Source organism: Mesorhizobium amorphae CCNWGS0123, assembly GCF_001686985.1.
GTDB classification, from domain to species: domain Bacteria; phylum Pseudomonadota; class Alphaproteobacteria; order Rhizobiales; family Rhizobiaceae; genus Mesorhizobium; species Mesorhizobium amorphae.
Window position 1 is genome coordinate 2,260,759 of record NZ_CP015318.1, and the last position, 16,373, is coordinate 2,277,131.

A 16,373-nucleotide genomic window follows, 5' to 3' on the forward strand; every position below is an offset into this window, starting at 1 on the left:
CTCAGTCAAGCCAGTCGAACACACGGCATAGAACCGCCTCCGGCCAATCCCTTGTCGTTGAGCGAGATCGTCGAGAACGGGCTGTGCATCGGCTGCGGACTTTGCCGGTCGCTTGCCGGCCCCGGCGCGGTCGAGATGGTCATGACGCCGGAAGGACGCGAGCGGCCGGTGGCGAGGCAGGCGTTGGACAAGTCGACGCTGATCCAGATCAACGCCGTCTGTCCGGGAACGCGCATCGCCGGTCCGCCGCAAGCGCAGATAAGTGAAGCCGCGCTTACGGATCCCGTCTGGGGACCCGCCGAACGGCTCGTGCTCGGCTGCGCCGGAGACTCCACCGTTCGGTTCATCGGCTCTGGCGGCGGGGTGCTGACGGCGCTCGGCCAATTCCTGCTGACTTCCGGCCGCGTAAAATTCATCCTCCATGTCGCGGCATCGCGGTCGGCTCCGATGCGCAGCGAACGCCGGCTAAGCTTCGACGCCGCCTCGGTGCTTGAAGGCGCGGGCTCGCGCTATGGGCCTGCGGCGCCGCTGTTGGATTTTAGTGAAATCCTCGATCGCGGCGAACCCTTCGCGCTGATCGCCAAGCCCTGCGACGTCACCGCCGTGCGCAATCTGGCGCGGCTCGATCCGCGTGTTGACGAGCAGATGCGTTATGCGCTGGCCTTCGTCTGCGGCGGTGCCTCCGACCTGTCGAAATCGGAACAGGTGCTGCAGCGGTTTGGGCTGCGCGAGGACGAGCTCGCGCTGTTCCGCTATCGCGGGTACGGCAATCCCGGCCTCAACCGGATCGAAGCGAAGGATGGCCGCGCCTTCGAACTCAGCTACCGGCAGCTGTGGGAAGACGAGGACAAATGGATGATCCAGCCGCGCTGCAAGATCTGCCCCGACGCCATCGGCCAACTGGCCGATATCGCCGTCTCGGACGCCTGGCTGAATGGCGGACCGGCGGTCGAGGATGAACCGCTCAACGGCATCATCATACGCACCAGGCGGGGCGTCGAGCTGTTCGATGCGGCTGTTGCCGCCGGCGCGTTGGCGATCAAGCGCGAGACCAGCTTTGCCGAACTCGGCGAACTGCAATCGCATCAGGTGCGCAAGCGCCGCGCCGTGTGGGCCCGGCTGAAGGGCATCGAGATCGCAGGCAAGCCTGTGCCTGTGGTGACCGATCTCGCCTTGGAAGACTGCGCCCGGCAGAATGCGCTCGCCGACAATCTGACTGAGGGCCGCGGCGCCCGCGACCGTGCCCGGCGCGGCCGTTTGGGCGAGCCGCCTGCCGTATCGCGTGACGATGCCGGTGCAGCCATGTTGAAGGAAGGTTTTTTATGAGCGCCGCCGAGCAGACCGAGGTCATCGTCATCGGCGGCGGCATTGCCGGCGCCGGCGCCGCCTTCGAGATATCCCGTACTGCCAAGGTGGTTCTGCTCGAACGGGAAAGCCATTGCGGCTACCACACCACCGGCCGCTCGGCGGCGAGTTTCACCGAAAACTACGGCAATGGCATCATCCGCCGTATCGTGCTGGCGAGCCGGGCGTTCCTGACCGAACCGCCGGCTGGTTTTTCCGATTATCCGCTGCTCAGCAAGCGCGGCATGATCACAGTGGCGCGCAGCGATCAGCTCGACCTTCTGCAGCAGGAGCTGGAGACGGCGCAGGCGCTGGTTCCCTCGATCGTCGCCATGACGCCAACCGAGGCGATTGCGCGCGTGCCGGTGCTGCGCGCCGACTATCTCGCCGGCGCTTACATCGAACCGTATTCGATGGATATCGACGTCAACGGCCTGCACCAGGGTTTTTTGCGCGGCGCCCGTGCGTGCGGCGCGAAGATCGTCACCAATGCCGGCGTCACCGGCATCAGCCGGCAAGGCGGCCAGTGGCGGGTCGAAACGCCAGCAGGGACGTTCCTTGCGCCACGGATCGTCAACGCTGCCGGCGCCTGGGGCGACGAGATCGCGATGATGGCCGGCGTGCGCCCGATCGGCCTGCAGCCGAAGCGCCGCACAGCCTTCAACATCCCGGCGCCCGACGGCGTCAGCATCGCCGACTGGCCTTTGGTCAACGATGTCGGCGCCGAATTCTACTTCAAGCCGGATGCCGGCCAGTTGCTGGTCTCGCCGGCCGATGCGACGGCGTCAGCGCCGATGGATGCCTATGCCGAGGATATCGATGTCGCGATCGGCGCCGAGCGCCTCGGCCAGGCGACGACGATCGAAGTGCAGCGCGTGTCGCGTTCCTGGGCGGGCTTGAGGACCTTCGTCGCCGACGGATCGCCGGTCGTCGGACCCGACGACGAGGTCCCGGATTTCATCTGGCTGGTCGGGCAGGGCGGTTACGGCATCAAGACCTCGCCCGCTTTGTCGCGCGTCTGCGCCAGCCTGATGGCGGGCGGCGGCCTGCCGGACGATGTCGCCAGGCAAGGCGTGGCGCTGGCCGATCTGACGCCGCGGCGGCTGCGGATCGCTCGCCTCCAGAAAGCGTTCGCGTCATGACCAGCTTAACGACGGGCGGCAGGCTGGCCGGGCAGGTGCTGGACAGGCTGGCCGCAGCCACCACCGATGCACCGGGCATAACCCGCGTGGCTTACGGTCCGGGTGAGCGGCTTGCCCACGCAATGGTCCGCGAGGAAGCAGAAAAGCTCGGCGCAGTGGCGCGTGTCGATGCCGCCGGCAATCTCTATCTGACGCTGAAGGGCCGCAATTCCGAGCTGCCGGCGATCGTCATCGGCTCGCATCTCGACAGCGTGCCGCATGGCGGCAATTTCGATGGCGCCGCCGGCGTTGTCGCGGGGCTGGCAGTGATGGCCGAGCTTGTCGGCCAGAACATGCAGCCGTCGCGCGATCTGATCCTGCTGGCGACCCGCGCCGAGGAAGCCGTGTGGTTTCCGCTGTCCTATCCCGGCAGCGAGGCGGCGCTGGGTCTGCTGCAGCCGCGGGCGCTCGAAGCCAGGCGATCCGACAGCGGCCGCACCTTGGCCGATCATATGCTGGAGGAAGGCTTCGATCCCGACGCGGTCAGGCGTGGCGTTGCCGGCATCGACGCCAGCCGTATCGCCGCCTTCGTCGAAGTCCACATCGAGCAGGGGCCGCGTCTGGTGGCCGCCGAGGTGCCGGTCGGCATCGTCACCGGGATTGCCGGTGGATTCCGCTATGTCGATGTGAAGTGCCTCGGCGCCTATGGCCATTCCGGCGCCGAGCCGCGCTTTGCCCGTCATGACAGCGTGCTCGGCTTTGCCGATCTCGTCGCAGGCCTCGAAGCGGAGTGGGACGCGCTTGAGCGCGACGGCCATGAGGCCACCATCACCTTCGGCCGCGTGGAATCAGATCCGAGCCAGCATGGCGGCAGCCGCGTGCTCGGCGAACTCCGCTTCACGCTCGATGTGCGAAGCGCCGACGCCGCCGTGCTGGAGCGGATCGAGGCGCGGCTGCAGGCGCTCTTCGCCGAGGTCGGCACCAGGCGCGGCGTCACCTTCGAGGCCGGACCGCGTTTTACCTGGGATCCGGCGACGATGTCGCCGGCACTCATCGCCGGCCTCGACCGCGCCGCCCAGGACATGCAAATGCGTGTGCCGCATGTGCCGAGCGGCGCCGGGCACGATGCAGCGACATTTGCCAGCGCCGGTGTCCCGACCGCCATGCTCTTCGTGCGCAACGAGAACGGCAGCCACAACCCACATGAAGCGATGGACATCGCCGATCTCGACCAGGCGATCCGTCTGCTTTCCCGCTTCGTCACCGACTTCGACAATTTGGATCAGCCATGAACCTTGCCGCGACTGCCTTGCTCGTCATCGACCTGCAGAACGAATACCGCCCCGGCGCCGCCTGGCCGGTCATCGGCTACGACGCGGTGCTCGCCAATGCCGCCCGCCTGATCGCGGCAGCGCGTGCGGCGGGCGTTCACGTCATCCACGCCCAGGCCTGGGTGAAGCCGGAGGAGCGCGATGGTTATGCCAGGCAGGAGGAAATCCTGACCGAGGAATTCCGCTCCGCCGTGGCCGGCAGCAATGGCGCCGAGATCTGCGCCGAGGTGGCGGCATTGCCGGGCGATATCGTCATCCACAAGCACTGGCCGAGTTGCTTTCGCAGGACCGATCTCGCCCAGCGCCTCGCCGAACTCAAGGTCGAGAACCTGATGGTCACCGGCGTGCTCACCGACAGTTGCGTGACCGAGAGTGTGTTTGACGCCGTCTATCAGGGTTTCAGGGTCTGGTTGGTCAAGGAGGCCTGCGGCAGCATGACCGAGGCCATGCATCGCACCGGCATGCTCGACATGGCCAACCGCCTCTATGGCGGCGGCATCCTGCGCATGCCGGAGGCGCTGAAGGCGCTGGCCGGCCAGCCTTTCGACGGCTGGCGCTGCACGCGGCCGGTGGAATTCACCTACACGCTTGAAACCGTCGACCGGCTCTACGAAGCCTTGTGATGGGCGCCGCAGTCGCATGCGCTGACCTTCACCGTTTTGGCTGAAGGCGAGGGGCGCAGGACGGTGCCCGGCAACGCCCCGGTCGCCTTGCCGTCGCGCCACACGGACACGCCATTGACGAAGACATGCTCGATGCCGGCGGCTGGCTGACGCGGCTCCTCGAAGGTCGCGGTGTCGATGATCGTCTGCGGGTCGAAGACCGTCAGATCGGCGAAATTGCCCACCGCCAGCGTGCCCCGCTCCTGGATGCCGAATTCGCGCGCCGGCAGGCCCGTCATCCGGAACACCGCCTCCTCCAGACTGAACAGGCCGACATCGCGGGCATAGTGGCCAAGCACGCGCGGAAACGTGCCCCACAGGCGTGGATGCGGATGGATGTCGTGCGGCAGCCCGTCCGAGCCGATCATGGTGCGCGGATGGACGAGGATGGTGCGGACGTCGGTCTCGTCGAGCTGGAAATAGACGGCGCCCGCCGGCAGCAATCGTTGGCCCGCCTCGCGTTCTGAACAATTCCATTCGCGCGCAATGTCGGCGATCTCGCGCCTGGCCATCTCGGGATGCGGGTCGGACCAGGTGATCAGGATCTTCAACCCGGTGTCGCAGCGCTCCAGCCTGAGCACGGTCGAGCTTGCGGCATAGGGATAGACGTCCATGCCGATGTCCATCGTCTGCCGCGCCCGGTCGATGCGTTTCAACGACGGACCACTCTTGCCGAAATTGGCGCGACCCGTGCATTGGTGGTGCGAGATCACCAGCTTGCCGCCGGCATGGTCGGCGATGTCGATGGCCTCCTCGATCGCCTCGTCCATGGTCTCGAAATAGTTGCGCGTATGGGTGACATAGGGCCCGCCGAGGCTTGCCGCCGTTGCGGCCAGCGCCTTGACCTCTTCGGTCGAGGATTTGACGGCCGGCGGATAGTCGAGGCCGGTGCTGAGCCCGAAGGCGCCTTCAGCCATCGCCTGCGCCACGGCGTCCTGCATCAGCGCCGTCTCCGCTTCGTTCGCGGCGCGGTCGGTGACCGGCATGCAGCGCTGGCGCAACGTCGTGTGGCCGACGAGCAGGGCAGCGTTGGTGGCGATGCCGCCTTGCTTCAGCTCGGCGACGTAGTCGGCAAAGCGGTCGAAGCGGAAATTCTCCTGGCCGCCGACCAGCGTGAACGGCGGTGGCGGTGCACTGTCCAGCAGCAGCGGGGCAAGGCTGATCCCGCAATTGCCGGCGATCACGGTCGTCACGCCCTGGCTGATCTTCGGGTCCATGCCGTGCGGTGCCAGCAGGGCGCCGTCATCATGGGTGTGCACGTCGATGAAGCCAGGCGCCACGATCTTGCCCGCGGCGTCGATCTCCAGCGCGCCATGCGCATCGCTTAGCCCGCCGATGGCGGCGATCCTGTCGCCGGCGATGGCGAGATCGGCTTTGAAGCGCGCCGAACCGTCGCCTGAAATCAAGGTCGCATTGCGCAGGATGAGGTCATAGGACATCAGGGCATTTTCCTCTTTCCGCAGGCCACCCTAGCCTTCCGGATTGGCGGCGATCTCCTCGCGGCGTCGCGCGACATAGGCGTCGAGCTCTTCGCGGATCGCGGCGTCCATGACCGGCTCCTCGTAGTCGTGCAGCGCCTGCTGCCAGAGCTCGGTCGCCCGTTCGAGCGCGTCCTTGCCGCCCGCTTCCTGCCAGGCGCCATGGTTCTGCCAGTTGGACAGCATCGGCTGGTAGAAGGCGGTCGTGTAGCGCGACATGGTGTGCTCGGCGCCGAAGAAATGGCCGCCGGCCGGCACCGACTTGATCGCTTCGAAGCCGAGATCGTCCTCCTGGAACGGCAGCGGCCGCAGGAACTCCATCATGTTCTGCAGGATCTCGACATCGAGGACGAGCTTTTCATAGGAAGCCGTCAAGCCGCCCTCCAGCCAGCCGGCCGCATGGTAGATCAAATTGGCGCCGCCGAGCACCGCGCCCCAGGTCGCCATTTCCGTCTCGTAGGCGGCCTGCAGGTCGACCACATTCGACGCATTGGCGTTGGAGGTGCGGTAGGGCAAATTGTAGCGCCGCGCCAACTGGCCGGCGATGATGTTGGCCTTGGCATTCTCCGGCGTGCCGAAGGCCGGCGCCCCCGACTTCATGTCGACATTGGAAGTGAAGGCGCCGTACATCACCGGCGTGCCCGGGTTGACGAGCTGGGTCAGCACCACGCCGAACAGCGCTTCGGCGTTCTGCTGGCAAAGTGCTGCCGCCAAGGTCACCGGCGTCATCGCGCCCATCAGGGTGAAGGGGGTCACCGTCACCGGCTGGCCGTGCTCGGCCATCGCGATCAGGCCCTCGGCCATGGCGTCGTCGAACAGGCGTGGCGAGTTGATCGAAATGATCGTCGTCACGCCCGGGGACGCCCGCATCGCCTCGACGCTGATGCCGCGCGCGATCGCCATCATGTTGATGCCGTCCATTGCCCTGGCGCGGCCGATCGCCGTACAGTGGAAGGAGAGGTCGCTGAGCGTCAGATTGGCATGGTAGGTGTCGAGATGACGCGAATTGGTCGGCAGCTCCATCGGCGCCACCACCTGGTTGCCGATGATGTGGATGGCATTGAAGTGGTGCGCCAGCCGGATGAAGTTCTGGTAGTCGGGCAGATTGCCCTGGCGGCGGCCGTTGATGCGGTCATGCACATTGGGCGGACCGGCCACCAGCCCGAACACCAGCGAATTGCCGCCAAGATGGACCTGCTTCTCAGGATTGCGGCTGGTCAGCGTGAACGAGGATGGAACCGCCCGCAGCGCTTCGCGCACCAGGCTTTCGTCGATCCTGATGGTCTTGTTCTCGCGGTCGACGATGGCGCCTGCTGCGGCGAACAGGTCCATCACCCGCTCGCTCATGACGCGGATGCCGAGTTCCGACAGGATGCGCATCGACGTGTCGTGCAGCCGCTCCATCCGCTCCTCGTCGAGCAGCTGCATCGGCGGATAGGGGTTCTCGACATGCTGCCAGGGCAGCTGCGCGATGCCGCCACCGCCGCGTTCCAGCCTCGACCTGCGGCCCCCGCCGCGCCTGTCCTGCGTCATAAGTCTCTTCCCCTTTCAGCTCAGTAGCCGCGCTCCGGGTTCACCACATTCTCCAGCGGTTCACCGCTGCGGTAGCGCGCCAGATTGTCGGCGAACATGCGCACCGACTTGACGTCCCAGCCGTCATAGACCGCCGCGCAATGCGGGGTGATGGCGACATTGTCGTAGCCCCACAGCGGATGGTCGGCCGGCAGCGGTTCGGTCGCAAAGACGTCGAGCGCCGCACCCTTGATCCGCTTGCCGTCGAGGGCTTCGAGCAGCGCGGCCTCATCGACCACGCCGCCGCGCGAGATATCGATCACTACGGCGGACGGCTTCATCGCGGCGAAGGCCGCCTTGCCGAGCAGGCCGCGCGTGCTGGGCACAAGCGGCACGCAACAGACGATGAAATCGGCGCGTCCAAGCAATTCAAGCAGCGCGTCCGGCCCATGCACCTCGTCGAGGCACGGCATGGCTTTTGGACGCGCGCGAATACCCAGCGTGTGCAGGCCCATCGCCTGCGCGCGGCTGGCGACAGCCGTGCCCGTCTTGCCAAGGCCGACGATGAGAACCGTCTTGCCTTCGATCGGCTCGACGCGGCCGCCGCTGCCCCAGAGACGCGCCTGCTGGCGGCGTTCGAAGCCGCGCAGGTCGAGCGAGAAGGACAGCATGGCGCCGAGCGCGTATTCCGCCAGCATGCCGGCGGCGACGCCGGCGGAATTGGTGACGGTCAGCCGTTTCGGATCCCAGGGCCCGAGGTGATCCGTGCCCGAGCCGCCGATCGATACCCATTTCACGGTCGGGCTTTCGGTTAGGGCCTGGCGCGGATATCGCGGCGTGCCGTCGAAGCGGATGGAATAGACAACTTCCGCTGCCACGCGCTCGATCATCTCGCGCAGCGCCGCGTAGCTGTCGCAGGCGTGGACCGCGAGATCCGGATGCGTCTCCTTGAGCACGGCAAGTGCCGCGTCCGGGCGGTCGGTGTGCAGGATGACGGACGGGCGAGGGGACATGCTGCCGCTCTCAGCCCCGGCCGATGTGATCGGCCGCAGGACCGAGCGCGGTCAGCAGTTTTTCGCCGCTTTCGAGCGTCGCATTCTCGTGCGGTGCGCGCAGGTTCACCCAACGCCTGTCGCCGGAACGAACCGCCAGCACCGCCTTCATCGCCGGGATCAATCCTGCATCCTGGATCACCTTCCGGAACGCCTTGATCGCCGCATCCGCCTCGGCAACATCCTTGCCGGCGCGCGCCGCGTCGTAGACCGCCCGGATGGCAGCCGCATTGAGGTTGACGGTCGCAGAGATGCAGCCCGCCGCGCCGCTGGCAAGGCCCTTGGTCAGCTGCGCCTCCGAGCTCGGGAACACCGCGACCTCGGGTGCCGCGGCAATCACCGCCGCCGTGTTGCTCCAGTCGCCGGCGCTGTCCTTGTAGGCGACGACGGTGTCGGGAAACGCTTTACTTAACCGGGCGGTCAGGGCCGGGCTCACCGGCACGCCGGAGTTCTGCGGGATGTGGTAGAGGATCATCTTCAGCGCCGGATTCGCCACCTTCTCGATCAGTTCGCTGTAGTAGCGGGCCTGGCCGCTGTCGCCGGCGGCGGTGTAGAAGAAGGACGGCAGCACCATCACCCCGGCGCAGCCGAGGCCGACCGCATGCGCCGACAGTTCGACGGTTTCAGGCAGCGCCGTGACGCCGGTGCCGGGCATCAGCCGTCTCGGCGAAATGCCGGCCTCGACCAGCCATTCCAGCGCCTGCATGCGTTCGCGCAGCGAGATTGACAGCGCCTCACCCGTAGTGCCGAACGGCGACAGGAAATGCGCGCCCTGGTCCAGTACCCATTTGGCATGGGATACCCACAGATCGCGGGCGATGCTGCCGTCATCTTCGAACGGCGTCAGGATCGGTGCGATGGTTCCTTGCGGGCGGGTCATGGATGTCCTCTTGTGCGTGATCGTGTTCGGTGTCTGACCACCGCCGCTGCCGTCCGGGCACTACCACGCCGGCCGCTGATGCATCTTGGTGATCACCGGAGGATCGTAGAGCAACACCGAGAGATCGGAGAAGAGGCCGTCCGGGTCGCTGAGCGACAGCACTGCATCGCGGATCGCGCCGGCGCGGCCCTGTCCAAGCACAGGTGCCGCGAACTCCATGTATTTGGCCTCGATTTCAGCATCCGTCAGCGGCGCCTCCGGTCCGCCGCGTGCATGGACATCGCCCGACATCAGGACCCGCCCGTCGGTCGTGGTGACGACGACATCGGCCCAGCGGCCTGCCGGGAAGCGGGCGGTGTGGCGTTCCGATTCCGAGACCGTGATGCGGCTCAGCATATCCGCCACGGCGGCGTCCTCGAGCCCATTGCCGGAGATGTGCTCCAGCCCGATGCGGCCATGCATGATGAAGGTCGCGACGGCGAAGCGCAGGCTGTATTGCGCCTTCGACGTCGTGTCCGGCATGCCGTCGAACAGCGTTGCCGCATAGCGGAAGCTGTTGACCTGAATGTGCTTGATGTCGGCCGGCGACAGATGATGCGCCAGGCAAAGCCCGCGCGTCGCGTCGATGGCCGCATGCGCCCAGCGGCAGATCGGATACGGCTTCACATATTGGTGCAGCACCTGCCAGAAGGCGCCGAGATCCTGCCAATGTTCAGCGACTTCGGGCGCCTCGACCGTGATCGCAGGCGCGCCGGTGAAGCCGCGCTCGGCGAGCACCGCGGCCGACAGTCCGGTCAGCGCACCGACGCCGGACCCGTCATGCAGCATCGTCGGGGTGGCGATCTCGCGCATCATCTGGCTGCGCGGGCCGTGATATTCGGCAATGCCAAGCGCCTCGCGCAGTTGCCCGTCGCTGAGCCGCCGCAGCCGCGCCGCCACGGCGGCCACGCCGAGGGCATTCCAGGCGCCAGACGTATGATAGTCCGACACGGTCGCATGCAGCGCGATGCCGGCCCGGCCGGCGACTTCGTAGCCGACGATCAGGGCCGCCAGTGCCTCCGGGCCGGTGAGATCGGGACGGGACTCGGCAAGCGCCGCCAGCGCCGGCACCACCACCACGCCGATATGACCCTTGGTCGGGCTGTATCCGTCATGACCGTCGAGATTGTCGATCTGCGTCGCCGCCGCGTAGGCAGCACCCGCAATGCTGACGCGACGGCCATCGAAAAGCATACGCGCCGAATGCTGCGGGTCGCTGGAGCCGTAGAGCAGGGTAGCCCCATCGCGGGCGATCCTGCCCGCTTCCATCGGGCCGGCAGCAATGGCAATCCCGATCGTGTCGAGCAGCAAATAGCGTGCCTGTTCCAGCACCGCTGTCGGGAAAACCGACGCCGGCCGCCGCAACACGAAGTCGGCCAGGCGAACGGCAATTTCGGCACTCGCGTCAGGCCCTTCGCGCCGATGGGGCGACACTGCCACTGCTCTACTCCCTCTGTCGTCACGACATCATTAATTTGGGTTCATCGTGCTTTCACGCAATTAGTTTGGCGGCTTTGGCCAAAAATATCTACGTCTCGTCGCCTGCGCGCGATTGAACGGCGGCCCGTCCGTGCGATACCTACCCCGTGGGATAGTTGTCCCACGCATGTCGCAGGAGTTCGAGATGAAGCCGCCGCCCCCTTTGAACTATATCCGCTCCTTCGAGAGTTCGGCCCGTCATCTGAGTTTCACTTTGGCTGCCAAGGAACTTGGCTACACGCAGGCCGCGGTCAGCACGCATGTCCGCTCGCTCGAGCACTATATCGGCCGGCAGCTGTTCATACGCTACCCGCGCAGCCTCAAGCTGACCGAGATGGGCGAGGCGTTCCTGCCGACGCTGCGTCAGGCGCTGGATCAGATCGACCAGGCGACGGAGGCGATCGTCACCTCGTCGCGCAACCGCACCGTGGTCGTCTCCTGCCCGATGAGCCTGGCGGAGAACTGGCTGGCCGGCTGCATGGCAGCCTTCCGCAAGAAGCATCCCGAAATCGAGATCGTGCTGCATGGCACGATCTGGGAGGATCTCAGCGAACAGATCGCCGACATCACCATCTCGACACGGCGTTTCGACGATCGGCCGCCGGCCGGCATCCCGCTCTGGAACGACGATCTGGTTCTGCTCTGTGCGCCGGCACTGCTCGATGGCGAGCACGCGCTGAAGGTACCGCCGGACATCCTCAAGGTCGACTGGATCTTCGTGCATGGCCGCCAGGAATACTGGCAGGTCGTCACGTCGGCGCTTGGCGTCGACATGGAGGAATACGACAAGGGCCTGACCACGAACGCCTCCAACATCGCGCTCGAACTCGCCGCCATGGGGGCGGGGCTCGTCGCCACCCAGCGCTCGCTTGCCCACGCCTATCTGCGGCGCGGCCTGCTCGTCGAACCGTTCCCGATCCGGCCGCCGAGCCCGTGGAATTACTACCTCACGGAGAACCAGCTTTCGAAGGGAACCATCGCGCGCACGGTGCGGGAATGGATCCTTGCGCGCGCCCAGGAGGACAGCGCCTGAAGCTGTCGATTGCCGGGGATCGCCTCCGCACGAAAAAATTTGAGACGTCAATGGCATTGTTTTATTAGGTCTCAATAGCCGGTTTTCTGCGGTTTGCTCGGGCTTGAGCCCTTCCGGGATTTTTGCATCGCCTCTAACATTCTCCTCGCAATGGGGAATGTAACGGGCGGAAAGCCCAAACCGGAGAATCACAATGACGATTTTCAAGAGCAACGGTGACCGCGTCCCGGCCGTCATCGAAAGCTACGCAGAAGAAGTCAGAAGCGGCAGGATGGATCGCCGCGAATTTCTTGCCTTGGCGAGCGCGATGGGCGCCTCCACGGCGCTTGCATACTCGATGGCCGGTATCGCACCCGCCCGGGCCGCTGCCCCGGAGCCGGGCAAGAAGGGCGGCATCCTGAGGATGCAGATGATCATCAAGGACATGAAGGACCCGCGCCTGTGGGACTGGTCGGAAATGGCCAACGTGATGCGCCAGTGCAATGACTACATGATCCGCTACACCACCGACTTCACCTTCGAGGGTCATCTGCTCGAGAGCTGGGAGGTCAGCGACGACGCCACCGAGTACACGCTGCATGTGCGCAAGGGCGTGAAATGGTCGAACGGCGACGAGCTCAACGCCGACGACATCGTCGTCAACATCGAGCGCTGGTGCGACAAGGCGGCCGAGGGCAACTCGATGGCCGGCCGCATGGCCACGCTGATCGACCCCGCCACCAAGAAGGCCATTGCCGGCGCCATCACCAAGGTCGACGAGTATACGGTGAAGCTGAAATGCGGCCAGTCCGACGTCACCATCATTCCGGGCTTCGCCGACTATCCGGCGATCATCGTCCATCGCAACTTCGACAAGGATGGCGCGGACATGACGAAGACGCCCGGCACCGGCCCGTATGAGCTGATCTCGTACAAAGTCGGCGAGTCGGCCTCGGTCAGGCGGCGCAAGGACTTCACCTGGTTCGGCGGCGAAACCTATCTCGACGGCGTCGACTGGACCGACTATGGGGCGGACGCTTCGAACCCGGCTATCGCCAGCGCCTTCGAGGCGGGCGAGATCGACTGCAATTACCAGACGGTCGGCGGCACCGTGGACCTCTACGACAGCATGGGCCTGGTCAAGGAATCCGTCGTCACCGCCGGCACGATCGTGCTGCGCACCAATGTGACCAACAAACCCTATGACGACAAACGGGTGCGCAACGCCATCCAGCTCGCCGTCGACAACGAGACCGTGCTCAAGCTCGGCTACAGTGGCCTTGGCCAGGTCGCCGAAAACCACCATGTCTGCCCGATCCATCCGGAATATTACGAACTGCCGAAAGTGCCGCGCGATCTCGCCAAGGCCAAGGCGCTGATGACCGAGGCCGGTCAGATGGATCACGAGTTCGAGCTCATCTCCTACGATGCCGACTATGTGAAGGACCCTGCCGACGTCGTCGCCGCGCAGTTGCGCGAGGCCGGCATCAAGGTGAAGCGGACGATCATTCCGGGAACGTCCTTCTGGAACGACTGGACGAAATATCCGTGGTCGACCACCGAATGGGGCATGCGTCCGCTTGGCGTGCAGGTGCTGGCGCTTGCCTATCGCAGCGGCGAAGCCTGGAACGAGTCCGCCTATGCCAATCCCGACTTCGACAAGAAGCTCAATGCGGCACTGGCCGTCGCCGACCCGGCCAAGCGCAAGGAGCTGATGAAGGACGTCGAGTTCATCCTGCAGGATTCGGGCGTTCTCGTGCAGTCGTTCTGGCGTTCGCTCTACCGCCACCACGCCGCCTATGTGAAGAACCTCAAGATGCATCAGACCTTCGAGTTGCAGCTGGATACGGTCTGGCTCGACAAGGCGTAGCCGAGGGTGACAGCAATGGTCCAGGGACGGCCTCCAATCGCCCCTGGACATACGCCGGGCGACGGCGCCAACCAATCAGGACAATCGCAAGGCGCTGGCCGCAGCGCTAAAAGACAGTCGCCGAACAAAGGGAAGAAATCTGGATATGCGTACTCATGCACAAGCCGTTGTCATTGGCGGCGGCCTGATCGGCTGCTCCATCCTCTATCATCTCGCCAAATTCGGCTGGTCCGATGTCGTGCTTTTGGAGCGCGACGAGTTGACGTCAGGTTCGACATGGCATGCGGCGGCCAACATTCACGGCCTGCATGATTCCACCAACATCAGCCGCCTGCAGCACTACACCATGGCCTTGTACAAGGAGCTGGAGACCGAGACCGGCCAGGGCTGCGGCATCTTCCAGCCGGGTTCGCTCTATCTCGCCCAGACCGAGGCGCGCGAGCACCAGCTGCGGCTCCAGGAAGCCAAGGCGCGGCGCTACAAGATGAATTTCTACGAGGTCGCGCGCGACGAGGCGGAGCGGCTGCATCCGCTGGTCGATTTCGACGGCATTCGCTGCATCATGTACGAGCCGGAAGGCGGCAACGTCGACCCGTCCGGCGTCACTGCGGCCTATGCGGCGGGTGCCCGCCAGCGCGGCGCTGAGATCCATCGCTTCACGCCGGTCACCGCGACGGAGGCTCAAGCAGACGGCAGCTGGATCGTGCGCACGCCGAAGGGTGATATCCGCACGCAATGGGTGATCAACGCCGCCGGCCTGTGGGGTCGCGAGGTCGCCGCCATGGCCGGCCTGCAACTGCCGCTGATCCCCACCGAGCACCAGTATTTCGTCACCGAGACGATTCCCGAAATCGCCGCCATGGGCCGCCGGCTGCCCTCGGTCGCCGACCGCGACGGCGAATATTACCTGCGCCAGGAAGGGCTCGGCCTGCTCATCGGCGCCTATGAGCGCAACATGAAGTTCTGGGCCGAGGAAGGAACGCCGCTCGACTTCGGCCATGAATTGTTTCCCGACGATCTCGACCGCATCGAGGACAATATGGTGCGCGCCATTGCCCGTGTTCCAGCGGCCGGCACGGCAGGCGTCAAGCGCGTCATCAACGGCCCGATGATCTGGTCGCCCGACAGCGCCGTGCTGTTCGGCCCGGCGCCGGAATTGCAGAACTACTTCTGCTGCAACGGCATCATTCCGGGTTTCTCGCAGTCGGGCGGCATGGGCAAGCTGGCGGCCGAGTGGATGATCGAGGGCGAGCCTTCGCTCGACATGTTCGCGTGGGACATGGCGCGCTTCGGCCACTGGGCCGGCAAGGCCTTCACCAAGGCCCGCGTGCAGGATCAGTACAGCCACCGCTTCAAGATCCATTTCCCCAACGAGGAGCGCGCCGCCGGGCGCCCGGTCCGCACCCGCCCTGCCTATGACATGCAAAAGCAGATGGGCGCCGTCTTCGGCCTCAATTTCGGCTGGGAGCACCCGCTCTGGTTCGCCGCCGAGGGCGAACCGCGCGAGGAGACGATCGGCTTCACCCGCCAGAACTGGTGGGGGCCGGTCGGCCGCGAGGCGCGCATGCTGCGCGAGCATGCCGGCATCATCGACGTGTCGAATTTTGCCAAATACGAGGTCAAGGGACCGGGCGCGGAAGCCTGGCTCAACGCGCTATTCGCCAACCGCATGCCGACGGAGATCGGCCGCTCCTGCCTGACGCCGCTGATCGGCAAGCGCGGCGGCATTGCCGGCGACTTCACCGTGACGAAGCTCGCCGATGACGAGTTCAGGGTGTTCGGTTCAGGCATGGCCGAACGCTTCCATCAAAGGTTCTTCAAGGCTGTCCCGCTGCCCGAAGGCACGACGTTCCGCTCGCGCACCGAGGACTTTTGCGGCTTCAACGTCGCCGGCCCGAAGTCGCGCGAATTGCTGCAGCGGCTGACCAATGCCGATCTGTCGACGCAAGCATTTCCCTTCATGCGCTCGCGCCAGATCACCGTCGCCGGCGTCGATGTGGTGGCGCTCCGGGTCTCGTTTACAGGCGACCTGGGCTGGGAACTCTATTGCCCGGCAGCCAGCCAGGTCGAACTCTACAGCGCCTTGCTCAAGGCGGGCAGCGAAGTCGGTGCCGGGCCGGTCGGCTCGCGCGCGCTGATGTCGCTGCGGGTCGAAAAGGGCTACGGCAGCTGGAGCCGCGAATATTCGCCCGAATACTGGCCGCAGGAGGTCAAGTTCGACCGGCTTGTCAAAATGGACAAGGGCAAGTTCCTCAACCGCGACGCCTACGCCGCCATCGCCGACAGGCCGGCGCGTGACGAGCTGATCATGCTGTCGATCGACGCCAAGGATGCCGATGCGACCGGCGGCGAGCCGATCTTCCTGCAGGACGGCACGCCGATCGGCCAGGTCTCCTCAGGCGCCTATGGCTACTTCGTCGAGCAGTCGCTGGCACTCGGCTATGTCAAGGCCGGCTCGGCGAGGCCCGGCGACAAAGTGTCGGTTGCTATTCTCGGGCGCCCGCACGACGCCGTGCTTTTGAGTGAGCCGCCCTTCGACCCCGAAGGCAAGCGGCTACGGGCATAGAGAGACCCGTTCGGCGGTCTCAAACCG

Annotated in this window: 12 protein-coding genes; 7 read left to right on the top strand and 5 right to left on the bottom strand. The window is 65.6% G+C overall.

Features of this window, described 5'->3' with window-relative positions:
• The first annotated feature begins 51 nt into the window (after positions 1–51).
• The 4 genes from A6B35_RS10490 to A6B35_RS10505 are packed head-to-tail and all read left to right on the top strand — an operon-like array spanning position 52 to position 4,419.
• The gene (locus tag A6B35_RS10490) at positions 52–1,326 is read left to right on the top strand and encodes a Coenzyme F420 hydrogenase/dehydrogenase, beta subunit C-terminal domain (RefSeq protein ID WP_006204222.1); all 1,275 of its coding nucleotides are present in this window, start codon (positions 52–54) and stop codon (positions 1,324–1,326) included.
• Positions 1,323–2,486 (top strand): NAD(P)/FAD-dependent oxidoreductase, encoded by a 1,164-nt coding sequence (locus A6B35_RS10495; RefSeq protein ID WP_006204223.1) that lies wholly within the window; start codon positions 1,323–1,325, stop codon positions 2,484–2,486. The genes A6B35_RS10490 and A6B35_RS10495 overlap by 4 nt, the downstream gene beginning before the upstream one ends.
• Entirely contained in the window at positions 2,483–3,757 is a 1,275-nt protein-coding gene (locus A6B35_RS10500) for a Zn-dependent hydrolase (protein ID WP_006204224.1), read from the top strand. Before A6B35_RS10495 ends, A6B35_RS10500 begins: the two co-directional genes overlap by 4 nt.
• Positions 3,754–4,419 carry a cysteine hydrolase family protein gene (locus A6B35_RS10505; protein WP_006204225.1) on the top strand — a complete coding sequence of 222 codons (666 nt, stop codon included), beginning with the start codon at positions 3,754–3,756 and terminating at the stop codon, positions 4,417–4,419. Before A6B35_RS10500 ends, A6B35_RS10505 begins: the two co-directional genes overlap by 4 nt.
• Here the strand turns inward: A6B35_RS10505 and A6B35_RS10510 are convergent.
• From A6B35_RS10510 to A6B35_RS10530, 5 genes are read right to left on the bottom strand one after another with little or no spacing between them, the layout of a single operon-like run.
• Entirely contained in the window at positions 4,404–5,897 is a 1,494-nt protein-coding gene (locus tag A6B35_RS10510) for an N-acyl-D-amino-acid deacylase family protein (protein ID WP_006204226.1), read from the bottom strand. The genes A6B35_RS10505 and A6B35_RS10510 overlap by 16 nt on opposite strands.
• 30 nt (positions 5,898–5,927) lie before the next feature.
• Positions 5,928–7,469 (bottom strand): trimethylamine methyltransferase family protein, encoded by a 1,542-nt coding sequence (locus A6B35_RS10515; protein ID WP_006204227.1) that lies wholly within the window; start codon positions 7,467–7,469, stop codon positions 5,928–5,930.
• 20 nt (positions 7,470–7,489) lie between these two features.
• Positions 7,490–8,461, bottom strand: a complete 972-nt coding sequence (locus A6B35_RS10520; protein ID WP_006204228.1) for a D-2-hydroxyacid dehydrogenase — start codon at positions 8,459–8,461, stop codon at positions 7,490–7,492.
• Positions 8,462–8,471: 10 nt separating this feature from the next.
• Positions 8,472–9,380, bottom strand: coding sequence for a dihydrodipicolinate synthase family protein (locus A6B35_RS10525; RefSeq protein WP_006204229.1), 909 nt, complete (start codon positions 9,378–9,380; stop codon positions 8,472–8,474).
• Positions 9,381–9,440: 60 nt separating this feature from the next.
• A complete protein-coding gene (locus A6B35_RS10530; RefSeq protein WP_244425996.1) occupies positions 9,441–10,859 on the bottom strand; it encodes an MmgE/PrpD family protein in 1,419 nt (472 codons plus the stop codon).
• 184 nt (positions 10,860–11,043) lie between these two features.
• On the opposite strand from A6B35_RS10530, the gene A6B35_RS10535 reads away from it, so the two are divergent.
• The 3 genes from A6B35_RS10535 (at position 11,044) to A6B35_RS10545 (ending at position 16,346) form a co-directional block, all read left to right on the top strand.
• Positions 11,044–11,931 (top strand): LysR substrate-binding domain-containing protein, encoded by an 888-nt coding sequence (locus tag A6B35_RS10535; RefSeq protein WP_040583381.1) that lies wholly within the window; start codon positions 11,044–11,046, stop codon positions 11,929–11,931.
• A gap of 193 nt (positions 11,932–12,124) precedes the next feature.
• Entirely contained in the window at positions 12,125–13,780 is a 1,656-nt protein-coding gene (locus A6B35_RS10540) for an ABC transporter substrate-binding protein (RefSeq protein ID WP_006204232.1), read from the top strand.
• 145 nt (positions 13,781–13,925) lie between these two features.
• Positions 13,926–16,346: a GcvT family protein gene (locus A6B35_RS10545; RefSeq protein ID WP_006204233.1), complete on the top strand. Its 2,421-nt coding sequence runs from the start codon at positions 13,926–13,928 to the stop codon at positions 16,344–16,346.
• The last annotated feature ends 27 nt before the right edge of the window (positions 16,347–16,373 follow it).